We start from the raw sequence: 16534 nt of genomic DNA, 5'->3' as shown, positions 1-16534 counted from the left end.
GTCAATGCTGCGAGCGGGAAGCTAAATCACGTCCGCCAGCGAATGGCCCTGCAGCTCGATGTTCAGCCCCTGCATGCCCATGTCGTTGATCTCGCCGCCCATCGCCTTCAGGCTCTCTTCGCGGATCAGCGACATCAGCCCGCGGCGGAGCGCCAAAAACTCCGACGACATCATCATCGATTGCTGACGCGGCCGCTCCAGCGGAATCGGGATCTCCGCCTTGATCGAACCGGGCCGCGCGGTCATGCAGTACACGCGGTCGGAGAGGAAGATCGCCTCGTCGATGTCGTGGGTGACGAACAAGACCGAGATCTTCAACCGCTGCCACATGTTGGTAAGGATCTGCTGCATGATGACGCGCGTCTGCGCATCGAGGGCGCCGAACGGCTCATCCAGCAGCAGCACCTTCGGTCCCGTAGCCAGCGCGCGGACGATGCCGACGCGCTGCTTCATGCCGCCGGAGAGCTTTTCCGGATAGTGCTTTTCGAACGCCTCCAGACCCGCGAGCCCCAAGAGCGTGCGCGCCGCCCGCTCGCGCTGCGATCGCGGCATGCCGCGCATCTTCAGCCCGAACTCGACGTTCTCCCGCACCGTCTTCCAGGGAAACAGTGAATATTGCTGGAACACCATGCCGCGCTCGGCACTAGGGCCGTTCACGCGCTCGCCGTCGACCGTCACGATGCCGGTAGTCGGCTTGAGGAAGCCGGCGACGGCGTTGAGAAGCGTCGATTTTCCACAACCGGAAGGACCGACGATCGAGACGAACTCGCCCGGCTTCACATGGATCTGCGTGTCAGTCACGGCCTGGACCGCTCCCTCGATCGTCTCGTAGGCGAGGGAGAAGTTTTTGACCTCAATGTGGCCCTTCGGCGGACTCGCAACTAATTCGCTCATGTCGATCTCCACGGCATTACCAGCTTCCCTGCACCCCGGATCAGCAGGCTCGATCCGAGCCCGAGCACCCCGATCGCGATCATGCCGAGGGCGATGTCGGCGTACTGGACCAGCGAATAGGCCTCCCACGTGAAATAGCCGATGCCGTATTGGCCCGAGATCATCTCGGCGGCGATCAGCGAGACCCAGGCGACGCCGATGCCGACAGTAAGGCCGGTGAAGATGTGAGGCAGCGATGCCGGAAAATACACTTCGCTGAAGATCGAGCGCTCGCGCGCGCCGAGGCATTGCGCGGCGCGCACCAGCACGGGGTCGACCAGCGACATGCCGTGCAACGTGTTGACCAGGATCGGGAAGAACGAGCCGAGGAAGGTAATGAAGACGATGCTCTGCTCGTTGGTCGGCCACAGCATGATCGCCATCGGCACCCAGGCGATCGCCGGAATCGGCCGCAGCACCTCCGCGACCGGGAAGATTACCTCATGAACCAGCTTGAAGCGGCCCATGATGAGGCCGAGCGGCACGCCGATGATCGCCGCCAGCGAGAAGCCGATGAAGATGCGCCGGCAGCTGAGCAGGATGTGCATCAGGAATTTGGGATCGTGGATCGCCTTGGTGAAGCTCGCATAGACCGCGAGCGGCGAGGGCACGTTGGTGAAGCGCACGAAGAACACGACGCGATAGGTCGTGAGCAGGTGCCAGACCAGCAGGAACGCGAACAGCGAAATCACGCCTATCGCGGCCGCGCGCAGACCTGACCGATTGAGCCGGTACCAGCGCAAGGCGAGTGTGTCGAAGGACGGCGGCGTCGTAGGCGGGGTGATGGCAGCGGGCGAGGAGCCCGCCTCTGCAAGTGCTGTTGCCGGCATGCTGTCCTCGGGAGGTCTGACGAGGGCGGGACTGCTCACGTCTTGCCTCCGACTGCGGCCTTTAGGGCGTCGTCGAAGCCGAGCACCTTACCGCTGATCTTGGCGGCATAGGCTTCGGCATCCTTCTTCAGCAGGAACGGGGCGAGTTCGCCATTGCCGACCGCAAAGAAGGCCTGATCGGCGAACAGCTTGATGCCGCGCGTGGTGTCGAAGACGTAGGCGACGTTGATCTTTTTGCCCTTGGCCTTGTAGTCGGCATAGGCACCGAGTGTGCAACTCGCGGACGAGAACGGCAAGATACCGGCGTCATCGACCCAGACCTCGCCGGCCTTGCGGGGATCCGCGATCGGCTTCTTGCAGAAACCATCTTCACCCGAAATTTCATAGTTCTTGGTGCTCGCAAGCTGCGCATCATAGTCGAGCTTCATATCGGCATAGGCTTTGCGGATGTAGCTGTCGTCGACCCATTTCTTCGGATCGAACTCCTTCATGCGGCCGAGATTCTGCAGCACTTTGACGTCGGTCGTGGCCGCATCGATCAGCGCCGGCTTGATGGTGGGATCAGTGGTCATGTTGCCGCTGGGGCCGAGGAAGATGTAGACGACTTCCTTGCTGATGCCGGTCCATTCCTGGATCTTTTCCGCGGCGAGCTTGGGATCGTCGCGCAGCCACTGATTGGCAGCGATCAGCGCCTTGAAGTAGGCGACGACGACCTCCGGATATTTTTGGGCGAAGTCGGTGCGAACCACGATGCCGTGGAAGGTCGGCAAGTTCGTCTCGACACCGTCGAAGATCTTTCGCGCGAAGCCGCGGAACGGCAGCAATTCCGCAAAGGGGACGAAATCGGCATGCCCGTCAATCTTCTTCTCCTGCAGATTGGTTGAGCCCACTTCCGGGCTCTGGCTGACGAGCTGGAAGAAGTCAGATGCGTAGCCGCGATCCTGCATAGCCTTCAGCACCATGCCGTGCGCGGCGGAGCCGAAGGGAACGCTGACCAACTTGCCCTTGAGATCGGCGAGGTCGTAATAGGGCGAGTCCTTGTGGACGACGAGGCCGTTGCCCGAGCCGGACAGGCTGTAGGCGGCGATGCCGATCAGGCGGCTCTTGCTCTCGGGGTTACTCTCGAAAGTGAAGCCGTTCACGATCAGCGGATAGTCGCCCATCATGCCGATCTGCAGCTTGTTCGCCATCATCGCGTTGGTGACGGGCGGACCTGAGGTGAAGTTCTGCCACTCCAGCTCGAACTTGATGTTGGCGTATTTGCCGTCCTTCGGCAGGTATTTTTCCAGCAGATGCAACTGGCGGATGACGACCCCCGCGGTCACCGTGTTGGTTGTGGTGTCCTGGGTTCCGATGCCGAGCGTGACGGTTTCCGCGGCGGCCGGCTGCGCGGTGAGAAGCGCCAGCGACGTCACTGACATCGCGATCGAGAGCGTGGGAAGATGGCGGACCATTCTCATCCTCTTTCGGTTGGATGTGCTGTGGTTGCCATGATTGGTTGAGGGCACCGGCAGGGCAAATCCGGAATGACGACAGCGGTCGATTAGTTGCCCGGAAAAGGTGATTGCATACTCCTTGAGCAGTTCTGCACTATAAAGCCGCTTGCCTGTGCATCGGTCTTGGCTGCAAATTCTCCTAATCGGATGCGTGACCGCGCATCTCCTCCAGCACGTCGGTACGGCAGACGACGATCTGCGACCGCTTGGTCAACACGATTCCCTTCTCTTGCATGCGCTTCAGGCTGATCGTGACCCATTGCCTGGTGGCGCCGACCATGTGGGCGATGTCGGCGTGAGTGAAGGCGGCGGCAATGACGGTGCCGTCAGCATCCTCGACGCCGTAAAGCTCAACGAGGTGCAGCAACAGATGCGCAAGGCGCTGGGTGATCGAGCGCGTGCCCAGCATCTGCGCGAGCGCCGAATAGCACTTTCCCTTGAACGTGAGGCCCTCGATCAGGCCGATCGCGAGGTTCGGGATCTCTGCGGCAAGCGACCGCAACTCCTTTCCGGGCAAGTGCACGACGCTGCAATTGCTGGAGGCGACGCCGGACCATTGATGCACGGTGCCTTCGAACACTTCGGGGCCGCCCACGAAATTGCCGACGTGCCAATAGGCGAGTGTGATCTCGCGCCCGAGTGGAGAGGTATAGAATACGCGGATGCGGCCGCTCTCGATCAGCCAGATGCCATCATGCTTGCCACCCTGGCTAAACAGCGTCTGGCCGCGGTTGAGCACCTTGCGGCGGCCCTGCTTCAGCACCAACTCCCGCTCGCGCGGTGAGAGCTTGTCCATCAGCGGTGGTGGACCGCCGATCCATTGCTGGTTCTCGGTGAGCAGCAGGGAGGAACTGCCTGCAGGCCGGGCCGCCGGGGGGGCGGTCCCACGAACCACATTTGCCGCCTGCAACATCGTCTGCCTCCGGAACGTTCAAATCGTTCTAAAGAGGAGCAATGTCTGTGCCAGATGGAGCGAGATTGACGCTCTTCGTCATTCCGGGCTCGCCCTTCGGGCGCCCCGGAATGACGACCGTCGATGGGTCACCGCCCCGCCAGACTGAGCAAATACGGCTTCGGATATATCCCCCGGCTGTGCCCGTCCGAAAACGAGATGTTCAGCCCATAGCCGAGATCGCCGATCCCGGTGATCGCAATCCCGGGAAATGCTTCCGGGAAGCGGCCGTCGAAACGGGCGCGGGTGCAGTGGGCGCATTTGCATGAGAGGCGGAGTTTCTCGGCGGGCACGCTGAGCGCGTCGTCCTGCGTGGTGCGGACGAGAAGCGCGGCGAGATCGGCGCTGGCTTCATAGTTGGCAACGGTCGGTGCCACCAAGGTCATGGTCATGACGAACCTCCGACTTCTATCTATGCCGGCACCGGCGCGGCGAATAGCAACTAATTGCCGGCGCCGGCATGACCGCGTGCCTGGTCTTCGATCACAACGCGCGAAATGTGAAACTAATCGACCGGGAATTTCACTTCTGAATTGCCGGGCCCCCCTCTCTCCATGACCTTGGCGTCATCGACAAGGAGAGACCATGAGTTCATTTCAGAAGGAAACGGTTTTGTCAGTCAGGCATTGGACCGACTCCCTGTTCAGCTTCACTGCGACGCGCGATCCCGGCTTTCGTTTCCAGAACGGCCAGTTCGCGATGATCGGACTGGAGGTCGAGGGCAAGCCGTTGATGCGGGCCTACAGCATGGCCAGCGCCAATCACGAGGAGGCGCTCGAGTTTTTCTCGATCAAGGTGCAGGATGGCCCGTTGACCTCGCGCCTGCAGAAGATCAGGGAGGGCGACATCATCCTGGTCGGCCGCAAAGCGACGGGCACGCTGATCACCGGCAATCTCATTGCGGGAAAGCGCCTGCTGCTGCTCTCGACCGGAACCGGCCTTGCCCCCTTCGCCAGCCTGATCAAGGACCCGGATGTCTATGAGAACTACGAGACCATCGTGCTCGCTCATGGCTGCCGGCAGGTCTCCGAACTCGCTTACGGCGAGCATCTCGTCGAAGGTCTGCGCGATCACGAATTCTTCGGGCCACTGATCCGCGACAAGCTCGTCTACTATCCGACCGTCACCCGCGAGCCGTTCCGCAACCGCGGCCGCATCACCGACCTGATCGCCTCGAACCAGCTGTTCGACGATATCGGTCAGTCCGCCCTCGATATCGGGACCGACCGCATCATGCTGTGCGGCAGCCCGGCGATGCTCGAGGAACTCCACGCGATGTTCTCCGCGCGCGGCTTCGTCGAGGGCAACCACAGCCAGCCCGGCCATTTCGTGATTGAAAAGGCTTTTGTCGAGCGCTGAGGCCAAATCGCTGTCCGGCGACAACTAATTGCTATCGCCGGACATCCACCTGAACAAATCTGATGCACAGGCGCCGCGGGTCGGCGAACCAGGAGCAAGTGATGTCACTAGATCAGATCGTCGACGGACTTTCGGAGGTTTCCTGCGATGTGCTCGTGATCGGCGGCGGCACGGCCGGCCCGATGGCGGCGCTGAAGGCGAAGCTGAAAAACCCGAAGGCCAACGTCGTTCTGCTCGAAAAGGCCAATGTCAAGCGCTCCGGCGCGATCTCGATGGGGATGGACGGGCTGAACAATGCCGTCATTCCCGGTTACGCCACGCCGGAGCAGTACACCAAGGAAATCACTATTGCTAATGACGGCATCGTCGACCAGAAGGCGGTCTATAAATACGCGCAGAATTGCTACAAGATCATCGAAGAGCTGGACAGCTTCGGCATCCGCTTTCTGAAGAACGAGAACGGTGACTACGCGGTCAAGAAGGTGCACCACATCGGCACCTATGTGCTGCCGATGCCGAACGGCGAAACCGTGAAGAAGGCGCTGTACCGCCAGCTCCGCCGCGCGCGCATCCTCATTTCCAACCGCTACATGGCGACGCGGCTGCTCAAGTCGACCGACGGCCGGATTGCCGGTGCCATCAGCGTCAACACCCGCACTGCCGAGATCCTGGTGATCAAGGCCAAGGCCGTGATCCTCTGCATGGGCGCCGCCGGTCGGCTCGGCCTGCCGACCTCCGGCTACATGTTCGGCACCTACGAGAACGCCGCCAATTCCGGCGACGGCTACGCCATGGCCTATCACGCCGGCGCAGCGCTCGCGAACCTCGAATGCTTCCAGATCAACCCCCTGATCAAGGACTATAATGGGCCTGCCTGCGCCTATGTCGCTGGTCCCTTCGGCGCCTACACGGCGAACAATGAGGGATCGCGCTTCATCGAATGCGACTACTGGTCCGGCCAGATGATGCTGGAGTTCTACAACGAGCTGCTGTCAGGCAAGGGCCCGGTGTTCCTCCAGCTCAAGCATCTCCATCCCGACACCATTTCCGAGATCGAGTCCACGCTGCACAAGGTCGAGCGTCCGACGCGCGGCCTGTTCCAGCAGGGGCGCGGGGTCGACTACCGCAGCGAGTCCATCGAGATGCACATCTCCGAGATCGGCTTCTGCTCCGGGCATAGCGCCTCAGGCGTGTTCGTTGACGACAATGCCCGTACCACAGTGCCCGGCCTCTATGCCGCCGGCGACATGGCGAGCGTCCCGCACAATTATATGCTCGGCGCCTTCACCAACGGCTCGGTCGCCGGCATCGACGCGATGGAGTACGCCGACAGCCAAGACTTCGCGGAGTTTGACGCGGCCGACGTCGCGATGGAGCGCGACCGCGTGATGGCGCCGACCAAGCGTGAGGACGGCATTCCGCCGAACCAAATCGAGTACAAGACCCGCCGCTTGGTCAACGACTATCTCCAGCCGCCGAAAGTCACGCGCAAGTACGAGCTCGGCATGCGCCGGCTCGCTGAGGCGAGGGACGACATGCAAGAGCGCATGATCGCGCGCAATGCGCACGAATTGCTCCGCGCGCTCGAGGTGCGATCGATCATGGACTGCGCCGATATGGCCGCGCACGCTTCGCTCTACCGCGAGGAGAGCCGCTGGGGCCTCTATCACTGGCGCACGGATTTCCCGGAGAAGGACAACGAGAACTGGTTCTGTCACACGCTGCTCTCCAAGCGGGACGGCAAGATGACCAGCGAGAAGCGGGCGGTCGAGCCCTACGTCGTACCGATCGCGGACGACGAGAAGGACCTCTACGACAAGCAGCGCATTCGCGCCTCCGCCTGACCACCAGAACACAGCAATAGGAGACATCAAATGCCTCTCGCGTCCTATCAGACATCGGTTCCGGTGGTCGTCGACGATGCCAAATGCATCGCGGACAAGGGCTGCACGGTGTGCGTCGACGTCTGCCCGCTCGACGTGCTGCGCATCAGCGACATGACCAAAAAAGCTTACATGGCCTATGATGAGTGCTGGTACTGCATGCCCTGCGAAGCGGATTGTCCGACCGGCGCCGTCACCGTCAACATTCCCTATCTGTTGAGGTGAGCATGTCGAGCCCGTTCGAATCCTACGACGACCTTGAAGATGCAGACGAGCGGCTGCAGGCCGCCGATCCCGCCGAGCGCCGCGTCGCCATCATCGCGCTCGGCCATTCCGGAGACCCGGCCGCGGTCGCTCATCTCGCCGACATGGTCGCCGATCCCGATGCCGGCGTGCGCCAGCAGGTCGCGATGGCGCTCGGGGAGTTCGACGGGCCGGAGGCGGCAAGCGCGCTGGTCAAGCTGCTGGTCGATCCCGAGAGGATCGTCGCGGCGGCTGCGGCCGACAGCATGGCTGAATTCAAGGATCCCGCCTGCGCCGACGCGATCCTGCCGCTGATCAGGCATACCCACGCCTTCGTCCGCATGGGCGCTCTGCGCGCACTGAAGGAACTGCGCCGCAGGGATACACTCAAGCCCGCTCTGGAAGCACTCCAGGACACCGACGCTGCCGTGCGTGTGCAGGCGATCGGCGTGATCGGCTTCCTCAAGCTGGAGGAATCGATTCCGGCGCTGACCGCGCTGATCAACGATCCCGATGCCCATGTGCGCCGCGCCGCCGTGAGTGCGCTAGCCTTTTCTCAGATGAAGCCGGCGGCCGAGACCATCACCCGCGCGCTGAAGGATCCGGATTGGATGGTCCGTGAGATGGCCGCGGAGACGCTGGGTCTGAACGTGAATGGTGCAATCGCGGCTGATCAGCTCGTCGCTTGTCTCGCGGACGAGTTTTGGCAGGTGCGGCTCAAGGCGATCCGCAGCCTTGGAAAGATGAAGATCGAGCGCGCGGTGCGGCCGATTGGTAGTTGCATCAATCACGACCAGGCGAACCTACGCAAAGAGGCCGCCGCCGCGCTAGGCGAGATTGCCCATCCCGACGGCGAGGCATTCCTCGCCGTGATCGCCGATGATCCTGATCCCGATGTCCGTAAGAATGCGCGCTGGGCACTGCACCAGATTGCGGCACGAAAGGCGCGGGCAGGGGCATAATTGCACGGCGGGTCGCCGCTCTGGACTTCCCCCGCCAGACGTTTATTGGTCTTCGCCAACGGGAACGGCCGCTGCGAACGCGGCCGATCCCTAAAAACAGCGAGGACGCGGCCATGACGACATTGACGGTAAAAGACCTTCTCCCCGAGGACGGCACGCGGGGAACATTGGCTGGCCGCGTCTGGCTGCCGCAGGTGAATGGGCCGGCCGTGGTCGCCGTGCGCGACGACGGCGTGTTCGACGTCACTGCGAAGTTTCCGACCATCAGCGCGCTCTGCGAGGCGGACGATCCCGCCAAGGCGCTTGCCGCCACCAAGGGCGAGCGCATCGGTGATCTCGAGGCGATCGTGGCCAACACCCCGCCGGACCGGCGCGATCCCCAAAAGCCCTGGCTGCTCGCGCCGGTCGATCTCCAGACGTTGAAGGCCGCCGGCGTCACCTTCGCGATCTCGATGCTGGAACGTGTCATCGAAGAGCGCGCCAAGGGCAACCCTGCCTCGGCCGAAGCGATCCGGAAAGAAGTGACGCGCCTGATCGGCGACGATCTGTCGAAACTCAAGCCGGGATCGGACCAGGCGATGCACCTGAAGCAGGTGCTGATCGATCAGAACGCCTGGAGCCAATATCTCGAGGTCGGCATTGGTCCGGATGCCGAGGTCTTCACCAAGGCGCCCACCTTGTCGTCGGTCGGCACCGGCATGGACGCCGGCCTGCATCCGAAATCGACCTGGAACAACCCCGAGCCCGAGCTCGTGCTGTTCGTTTCGAGCCGCGGCAAGATCGTCGGCGGCGCGCTTGGCAACGACGTGAACCTGCGCGACTTCGAAGGCCGCTCGGCGCTGCTGTTGTCGAAGGCCAAGGACAACAACGCGTCCTGTTCGATCGGCCCGCTGCTGCGTCTGTTCGACGACACCTTCACGCTCGACGACGCGCGCAGGCTGGACATCAGCCTGAACGTCACGGGCACGGACGGTTTCGTTCTCGACGGCCATTCCTCGATCAGCAAGATCAGCCGCGATCCGACCGATCTCGTCGCGCAGACCATCGGCAAGGTGCATCAATATCCCGATGGCTTCGTGCTGTTCCTCGGCACCATGTTCGCGCCCGTGAAAGATCGCGATGCGCCGGGGCAGGGATTCACCCACAAGCGCGATGACATCGTCACGATCGCGGCGCCTCAGCTCGGCAAGCTCGTCAACCGCATGCGCACCAGCGACGAGTGCGAGCCCTGGACGTTCGGCATCGGCGCGCTGATGAAGAACCTGGCGCAGCGGAAGCTGATTTAGCGCTGCTGCCCTTCGCCTCCCGCAAGCGGGCGAAGGTCGCATCTTCGCCGCGCTGAAAGCTGAAGCTCAAACGAGCCCGCCTTATTTTTTCATCTCCTCGTTGCATGAGGGGAACGAAATCGCGCTGAGCGTGTCATAATCAGCTCGCCGCCACCTACGTGCGTTTTCCTCCAAATAGTCAAATAATATGACTAGTCGGAACTCCACTTCCGTGAAATAGTGCCCACCGCTGGCCCGAAGGCCGGCCTGTGGGTGCCATGATACCAATGGGCGCCCCGGATAACATCTTGGGAGACACGCCTGATGACCCCTAAAGCCCTCTTTGCGGCCAGCGCCATGGCCGCCTTGTTGCTCGCGACCCCGGCCAGCGCCGGCGAGCTCACCATCGGCTTCTCGCAGATCGGATCGGAATCCGGCTGGCGCGCGGCCGAGACGTCCGTGTCCAAGCAGGAAGCTGCCAAGCGGAAGGTCAACCTCAAGATCGCCGACGCCCAGCAGAAGCAGGAGAACCAGATCAAGGCGATCCGCTCCTTCATCGCGCAGAATGTCGATGCGATCTTCCTCGCGCCGGTCGTCTCGACGGGATGGGATTCGGTGCTGAAGGAAGCCAAGGAGGCCAAGATCCCGGTCGTGCTGCTCGACCGCGACATCGATCCCTCCGGCAAGGAGCTCTATCTCACCGCCGTCACCTCCGACAGCGTGCATGAAGGAGAGGTCGCCGGCGACTGGCTGGCGAAGACGGTCGGCAACAAGGCGTGCAACATCGTCGAATTGCAGGGCACGGTCGGCGCCAGCGTCGCGGCCAACCGCAAGAAGGGCTTCGACACTGCGATTGCCAAGCACGCGAACCTGAAGGTTGTGCGCAGCCAGACCGGCGACTTCACCCGCGCCAAGGGCAAGGAGGTGATGGAGAGCTTCATCAAGGCCGAAGGCGGCGGCAAGTCGATCTGCGCGGTCTATGCCCACAACGACGACATGATGGTGGGCGCGATCCAGGCGATGAAGGAAGCCGGCCTCAAGCCCGGCAAGGAGATCCTCACCGTCTCGATCGACGCGGTGCCCGACATCTTCAAGGCGATGGCCGCGGGCGAAGCCAACGCCACCGTCGAATTGACGCCGAACATGGCCGGCCCCGCGCTCGATGCCATCGCGGCGTTCAAGGACAAGGGTACGGTGCCACCGAAATGGATCCAGACCGAGTCGAAGCTCTATACCGCCGCCGATGATCCGCAGAAGATCTACGACAGCAAGAAGGGCCTCGGTTACTGAGGTGGGCTCCGCCGGACCGCGTCTCGCGGTCCGGCACCCCCTTTCAAAACCGCTGCGCGAACGAGTAGGCTTGGCGTCCGCGCTGTCCGCGGGCGCCGGTGGGAGTGACGTCGCGATGGAAAACAGCCTTGATCCTGCTCTGCCGCTGCTGGAGGTGCGCGGGATCAGCAAGAGCTTTGGTGCGGTGCGCGCGTTGCAGGAGGTCGACTTCACGCTGCGCGCCGGTGAGATCCATGCGCTGCTCGGTGAGAACGGTGCCGGCAAGTCCACGCTGATCAAGGTCGTCACCGGCGTGTTTCCGCGCGATGTCGGCATCGTCAGGCTCGGCGGTGAGGAGATCGCGCCGCGCTCGGCCAAGGCAGCACTCGCAGCGGGCATCGCGACCGTCTACCAGGAGGTCAACTTGCTGCCGAACCTTTCGGTGGCGCAGAACCTGTTCCTCGACCGCCAGCCGATGCGTTTCGGCATCGTGCGCGAAGGCGAGATGCGGCGCCGCGCCAAGGCTCTGCTCGCGGATTTCGACATCGACATCGACGTCGCCGCGCCGCTCGGCAATTATTCGGTGGCGATTCAGCACGTCACCGCGATTGCGCGCGCGGTGGATCTCTCCGCCAGGGTGCTGATCCTGGACGAGCCGACCGCGAGCCTCGACCGGCACGAGGTCGAGATTCTCTTCCGTATCATGCGCCAGCTCGCGGGGCGCGGCATCGGCATCGTCTTCGTTAGCCACTTCCTCGACCAGGTCTACGAGATCTCCGACCGCATCACCGTGCTGCGTAACGGCCGCCTCGTCGGCGAGCGCGAGACCGCCTCGCTGCCGCGGCTGGAATTGATCCGGATGATGCTCGGCCGCGAGCTGGCGGAAACCACCGCGCGGGCGGCAACGCGTGAGCGCCAGGCCGGCGAGGTGTGTGCGAGCTTCGAGAGTTACGGAAAGGCCGGCTATGTCGCGCCGTTCGATCTCGAGCTGCGTCACGGCGAGGTGGTCGGTCTGGCCGGGCTGCTCGGCTCAGGCCGCACCGAGACGGCGCGGCTGGTGTTCGGCGCCGAGCGCGCGGATCGTGGGCAGGCGAGGGTGGCGGGCGCAGCCGTTCGGCTGCAGTCGCCGCGCGACGGCGTTCGTCACGGCTTTGGCTATTGCCCGGAGGAGCGCAAGACCGACGGCATCGTCGCCGAGCTCAGCGTGCGCGAGAACATCGTGCTCGCGCTCCAGGCCAAGCGCGGGCTGCATCGGCCGCTGTCGCGCCGCGAGCAGGACGAGATCGCGCGCCGTTACGTCAAGATGCTCGACACCCGCCCGCCCGATCCGGAGCGCCCGGTCGGCCTGCTCTCCGGCGGCAACCAGCAAAAAGTGCTGCTGGCGCGCTGGCTCGCGACCTCGCCGCGGCTGCTCGTGCTGGACGAGCCGACCCGCGGCATCGATGTCGGCGCGCATGCCGAGATCATCCGCCTGATCCGCGAGCTCTGCGACGACGGGCTTTCGCTGCTCGTCATCTCCTCCGAACTGGATGAGATCGTTACGTATTCCGATCGCGTGGTCGTGCTGCGCGACCGCGCCCATGTCGAGGAGCTCACGGGCGAGGCGATCGACGTCGGCAACATTCTCGCCGCCATTGCCGCCGATAGCGTCGCTGTTGCGCTTGAGGCCCACACATGACAGCGCTGTTGCCGCGCCGCGGCCTTGCCCAGATCCTGGCGCTGATCGTCATCCTCGCGGTCGATCGCGTGGTCTCGCCGCAATTCTTCGACCTGCGCCTGCAGGATGGCCGTCTGTTCGGCAGTCTTATCGACGTGCTCAACCGCGGCACGCCGGTGGCGCTGCTCTCCCTTGGCATGGTGTTGGTGATCGCGACGCGCGGCATCGATCTGTCGGTCGGTGCCGTGATGGCGATCTGCGGTGCGATCGCCGCGAGCCTAGCCGACAGTCATAGTCTCCCGATCGTGCTGGCGGCTGCACTTGGGGCGGGCCTCGTCTGCGGCCTCTGGAACGGCTTTCTCGTCGCCGTGCTCGGCATGCAGCCGATCGTGGCGACCTTGATCCTGATGGTCGCGGGGCGCGGCATCGCCCAGCTCATCACCGAAGGACGCATCGTGACGTTCTCCTCGCCGGATCTGGTGTGGCTCGGCAATGGCTCGGTGCTCGGCCTGCCGGTGCCGGTCGTGATTGCGTTGGGCATGCTCATCCTCACCGGCGCGGTCGTGCGTGGCTCCGCGCTAGGTCTCCTGATCGAGGCAACCGGCGGCAACGCGCGGGCGAGCGAGCTCGCCGGCGTCGGCACACGCGCAATGATTTTGGCCGTCTACGTCTGGTGCGGCGTCTGCGCCGCGCTCGCCGGCGTGATCGCGGCGGCCGACATCATGGGTGCAGACGCCAACAATGCCGGCCTCTGGCTCGAGCTCGATGCGATCCTCGCCGTGGTGATCGGCGGCACCTCGCTGTTCGGCGGCCGATTCAGTCTCGTGCTGGCCGTGCTGGGTGCGCTGATCATCCAGACCATGAACACCGGCATCCTGTTGTCGGGCTACCCGCCGGAGTTCAATCTGCTGGTCAAGGCGGTGGTGGTGCTCGCGGTGCTGCTGCTGCAATCGCCGAAATTCTCCGGTCTCGCCGGAATCGCCACATGGCTGCGGAGGGCCAAAGCATGAAAGGCCTGCCGCCCGTCCTGATCACGGCGATCGTGCTCGTTGCGGCCTTTGCGCTCTGCGCCATGCAATTCCCCAACATCGCCTCCACCCGCGTGGTCGGCAATCTGCTCACCGACAATGCCTTCCTGGGGATCGTCGCGACCGGCATGACGTTCGTGATCATCTCCGGCGGCATCGACCTCTCGGTCGGCTCGGTGATCGGCTTCACCACCGTATTCGTGGCGCTGGCTATTGAGCGCTGGGGCGTCCCGCCGCTGGTCGCTTTCGTCGCCATCCTCGCGCTCTCGGCGGCGTTTGGCGCGGCGATGGGCGCCGTCATCCACGTCTTCGATCTGCCACCTTTCATCGTGACGCTGGCCGGCATGTTCCTGGCGCGCGGCGCGAGCTTCCTGCTGTCGACCGAATCGGTGCCGATCAACGCGCCGATCTATTCGACGGTGTCAGATTTTGCACTGCGGATGCCCGGCGGCGGCCGGCTGACGGCCATCGCGATCATCATGCTCCTGATCGTGATCGGCGGCGCCCTGCTGCTGCATCTCACCCGGTTCGGCGCCAACGTCTATGCGCTCGGCGGCAGCCGGGCCACCGCGAGCCTGATGGGCGTTGCCGTCGGCAAGATGACGATCAAGATCTACATGCTGTCGAGCCTGCTCGCGGGGCTCGCCGGGATCGTCTTCTCTTTCTACACCAGCGCCGGCTATTCGCTCTCCGCCGTCGGCGTCGAGCTCGACAGCATCGCCGCCGTTGTGATCGGCGGCACGCTGCTCACCGGCGGCCAGGGCTCGGTGGTCGGAACATTCCTCGGCGTGCTGATCCAGGGCCTGATCCAGACCTACATCAATTTCGATGGCACGCTGTCGAGCTGGTGGACCAAGATCGCGACCGGCGTGCTTCTGTTCGCCTTCATCGCCCTGCAACAGGGGCTGGTCACGATTGCGCGCCGGCCGGCGGTGAAACATATGGGAGCGGCGTCATGACCTCGCGGATCGTCGTTATCCCGACGCGGCGGGCCCACTCCAACCATGCGGAGGTGGCGCGTTCGATCGGCGTCGACATCATCGCCGGCCGCTATGCGGAAGGCACGCGCCTGCCTGGTGATGCCGAGATGATCGCGATGTTCGGTGTGTCGCGGCCGGTGCTGCGCGAGAGCGTGAAGACGCTGGTCGCCAAGGGCCTGCTCACCACCAAGGCGCGGGTCGGCACGGTCGTGCGCGAGCGCGGCGCCTGGAACATGTTCGACGCGGACGTGCTGGCCTGGCACCTCGACGCCGGCATCGACAAGCGCTTCCTCAACGACCTCGCCGAGATCCGTCTGGCGGTCGAACCGCGCGCGGCGATGCTGGCGGCCACGCAGCGGTCCGCGGAGGACATCAGCGAGCTTCGCCGCTGCATGGATCGCATGCGGCGTGAAGCCTCCGACTCGGTCGGCTTTGCCGATGCCGATCTCGCGCTTCACGTTGGTGTGGCGCGCGCCTCCGGCAATCTATTCATGCGCTCGGTCGGGCATGTCATCGAAGCAGCGCTGCGTGCATCGTTCCTGCTCAGCGCCCCGGTCGAAACCGAGGACCGCGAGACGGTGCTGCTGTGGCATCAGAGGATCGTCGATGCCATCGTCGCGGGCGATGCCGACGCCGCATCCGAGGCCATGGTCTATGTCATTCACAATGGCATGCGCCGCCACGACAGTACGGTGATCGAGACCGCCCCGGCCGATCCGCTGCCATCGACCGATACCGGAGAACAAGCGTGACAGACCTTCGCATCGCCATCGTCGGCTTCGGCAAGATCGCGCGGGACCAGCATGTGGCGGCGATCGCCGCCACACCGGGTGCAATGCTCGCCGCCGTGGCCAGCCGCAATGCCTCGCTACCGAGGGTGCCGCATTTTGCAACCATCGAGGAATTGCTTCAGAAGGGGCCGCCGATCGACGCCGTCTCGCTCTGCACGCCGCCGCAGGTGCGACGGGTCCAGGCCGCGGCGGCGCTCGCCGCCGGCAAGCATGTCATGCTGGAGAAGCCGCCGGGCACCGGGGTTGCCGAGCTTGATCCGTTGATTGCGATGGCGGCGGGTGCGAAGCGGACATTGCTTGCGACCTGGCATTCGCGCTATGCGCCGGCGGTCGAGCCGGCCCGGCAATGGCTCGCCGAGCGGCGCATCAACTCGGTGCACATCAGCTGGAAGGAGGATGTCCGCGTCTGGCATCCCGGGCAGGGCTGGATCTGGGAGCCGGGCGGCCTCGGCGTGTTCGATCCCGGCATCAATGCGCTGTCGATCCTGACCAGGATTCTGCCGAAGCCCGTGTTCGTCACCGCGGCCGAGCTGGCCTTTCCCGCCAACTGCCAGGCGCCGATCGCGGCGAACCTGAACCTGACGGATATCAGCGGCCTGCCCGTGACTGCCGAGTTCGACTTCCGCCAGACCGGGCCGCAGAGCTGGGATATCCTCGTCGAGACCGATCAGGGCCGGCTGACGCTATCAAGCGGTGGCGCGCGCATGGCCGTCGACGGCAAGGTGCTTGCCGAAGGACCTGATCAGGAATATCGCGGACTCTACCGGCGCTTCGTCGAGCTTGCAGCGGCCGGCGCAAGTGACGTCGATCTGACGCCGCTCCGTCTCGTCGCCGACGCCTTCCTGCTCGGCAAGCGCACGATCGTCGAACCGTTTGTGGATTGAGC

Annotated in this window: 16 protein-coding genes; 11 read left to right on the top strand and 5 right to left on the bottom strand. The window is 64.0% G+C overall.

What is annotated here, in order from left to right:
- Positions 1 to 21 precede the first annotated feature (21 nt).
- The 5 genes from ACNJYD_RS25465 to ACNJYD_RS25445 all read right to left on the bottom strand — a co-directional run bounded on the left by ACNJYD_RS25465 (position 22) and on the right by ACNJYD_RS25445 (position 4597).
- Positions 22 to 894 (bottom strand): ABC transporter ATP-binding protein, encoded by an 873-nt coding sequence (locus ACNJYD_RS25465; RefSeq protein WP_172784304.1) that lies wholly within the window; start codon positions 892 to 894, stop codon positions 22 to 24.
- Positions 891 to 1802 (bottom strand): ABC transporter permease, encoded by a 912-nt coding sequence (locus ACNJYD_RS25460; RefSeq protein ID WP_439363688.1) that lies wholly within the window; start codon positions 1800 to 1802, stop codon positions 891 to 893. Before ACNJYD_RS25460 ends, ACNJYD_RS25465 begins: the two co-directional genes overlap by 4 nt.
- Positions 1799 to 3217 (bottom strand): ABC transporter substrate-binding protein, encoded by a 1419-nt coding sequence (locus ACNJYD_RS25455; protein WP_172784305.1) that lies wholly within the window; start codon positions 3215 to 3217, stop codon positions 1799 to 1801. The genes ACNJYD_RS25460 and ACNJYD_RS25455 overlap by 4 nt, the downstream gene beginning before the upstream one ends.
- Positions 3218 to 3398: 181 nt before the next feature.
- On the bottom strand, positions 3399 to 4172 hold the full coding sequence (locus ACNJYD_RS25450) for a Crp/Fnr family transcriptional regulator (RefSeq protein ID WP_212256872.1): 774 nt from the start codon (positions 4170 to 4172) through the stop codon (positions 3399 to 3401).
- A 128-nt stretch (positions 4173 to 4300) separates the two neighbouring features.
- Positions 4301 to 4597, bottom strand: a complete 297-nt coding sequence (locus ACNJYD_RS25445) for a gamma-butyrobetaine hydroxylase-like domain-containing protein (protein WP_172784631.1) — start codon at positions 4595 to 4597, stop codon at positions 4301 to 4303.
- Between the two features lie 199 nt (positions 4598 to 4796).
- Here ACNJYD_RS25445 and ACNJYD_RS25440 point away from each other — a divergent pair, with 199 nt between their 5' ends.
- The 11 genes from ACNJYD_RS25440 to ACNJYD_RS25390 all read left to right on the top strand — a co-directional run bounded on the left by ACNJYD_RS25440 (position 4797) and on the right by ACNJYD_RS25390 (position 16532).
- On the top strand, positions 4797 to 5570 hold the full coding sequence (locus ACNJYD_RS25440) for a ferredoxin--NADP reductase (protein ID WP_212256871.1): 774 nt from the start codon (positions 4797 to 4799) through the stop codon (positions 5568 to 5570).
- 101 nt (positions 5571 to 5671) lie between these two features.
- The gene (locus tag ACNJYD_RS25435) at positions 5672 to 7414 is read left to right on the top strand and encodes a fumarate reductase/succinate dehydrogenase flavoprotein subunit (protein ID WP_212256870.1); all 1743 of its coding nucleotides are present in this window, start codon (positions 5672 to 5674) and stop codon (positions 7412 to 7414) included.
- Between the two features lie 30 nt (positions 7415 to 7444).
- On the top strand, positions 7445 to 7678 hold the full coding sequence (locus ACNJYD_RS25430; protein WP_024339914.1) for a 4Fe-4S dicluster domain-containing protein: 234 nt from the start codon (positions 7445 to 7447) through the stop codon (positions 7676 to 7678).
- A gap of 2 nt (positions 7679 to 7680) precedes the next feature.
- The gene (locus tag ACNJYD_RS25425; protein WP_212256869.1) at positions 7681 to 8658 is read left to right on the top strand and encodes a HEAT repeat domain-containing protein; all 978 of its coding nucleotides are present in this window, start codon (positions 7681 to 7683) and stop codon (positions 8656 to 8658) included.
- 113 nt (positions 8659 to 8771) lie between these two features.
- Positions 8772 to 9944: a fumarylacetoacetate hydrolase family protein gene (locus ACNJYD_RS25420; protein WP_260382988.1), complete on the top strand. Its 1173-nt coding sequence runs from the start codon at positions 8772 to 8774 to the stop codon at positions 9942 to 9944.
- A 303-nt stretch (positions 9945 to 10247) separates the two neighbouring features.
- Complete coding sequence (gene ytfQ, locus ACNJYD_RS25415; protein WP_172784311.1) at positions 10248 to 11213, top strand: galactofuranose ABC transporter, galactofuranose-binding protein YtfQ; 966 nt, start codon at positions 10248 to 10250, stop codon at positions 11211 to 11213.
- A gap of 115 nt (positions 11214 to 11328) precedes the next feature.
- Positions 11329 to 12870, top strand: coding sequence for a sugar ABC transporter ATP-binding protein (locus ACNJYD_RS25410; RefSeq protein ID WP_439363687.1), 1542 nt, complete (start codon positions 11329 to 11331; stop codon positions 12868 to 12870).
- Positions 12867 to 13859 carry an ABC transporter permease gene (locus ACNJYD_RS25405; RefSeq protein ID WP_172784313.1) on the top strand — a complete coding sequence of 331 codons (993 nt, stop codon included), beginning with the start codon at positions 12867 to 12869 and terminating at the stop codon, positions 13857 to 13859. The genes ACNJYD_RS25410 and ACNJYD_RS25405 overlap by 4 nt, the downstream gene beginning before the upstream one ends.
- The gene (yjfF, locus tag ACNJYD_RS25400) at positions 13856 to 14836 is read left to right on the top strand and encodes a galactofuranose ABC transporter, permease protein YjfF (RefSeq protein ID WP_439363686.1); all 981 of its coding nucleotides are present in this window, start codon (positions 13856 to 13858) and stop codon (positions 14834 to 14836) included. Before ACNJYD_RS25405 ends, yjfF begins: the two co-directional genes overlap by 4 nt.
- Positions 14833 to 15609, top strand: coding sequence for a FadR/GntR family transcriptional regulator (locus tag ACNJYD_RS25395; protein WP_260382991.1), 777 nt, complete (start codon positions 14833 to 14835; stop codon positions 15607 to 15609). Before yjfF ends, ACNJYD_RS25395 begins: the two co-directional genes overlap by 4 nt.
- Positions 15606 to 16532: a Gfo/Idh/MocA family protein gene (locus tag ACNJYD_RS25390; protein WP_439363685.1), complete on the top strand. Its 927-nt coding sequence runs from the start codon at positions 15606 to 15608 to the stop codon at positions 16530 to 16532. The genes ACNJYD_RS25395 and ACNJYD_RS25390 overlap by 4 nt, the downstream gene beginning before the upstream one ends.
- Positions 16533 to 16534 lie beyond the last annotated feature (2 nt).

Origin of the sequence: Bradyrhizobium sp. SPXBL-02, assembly GCF_051853065.1 — a bacterium.
In the GTDB taxonomy this organism is placed as follows: Bacteria; Pseudomonadota; Alphaproteobacteria; order Rhizobiales; family Xanthobacteraceae; genus Bradyrhizobium.
Note: the sequence above shows the minus strand (reverse complement) of the source record. Positions and strands in the feature narration are given on the sequence as shown.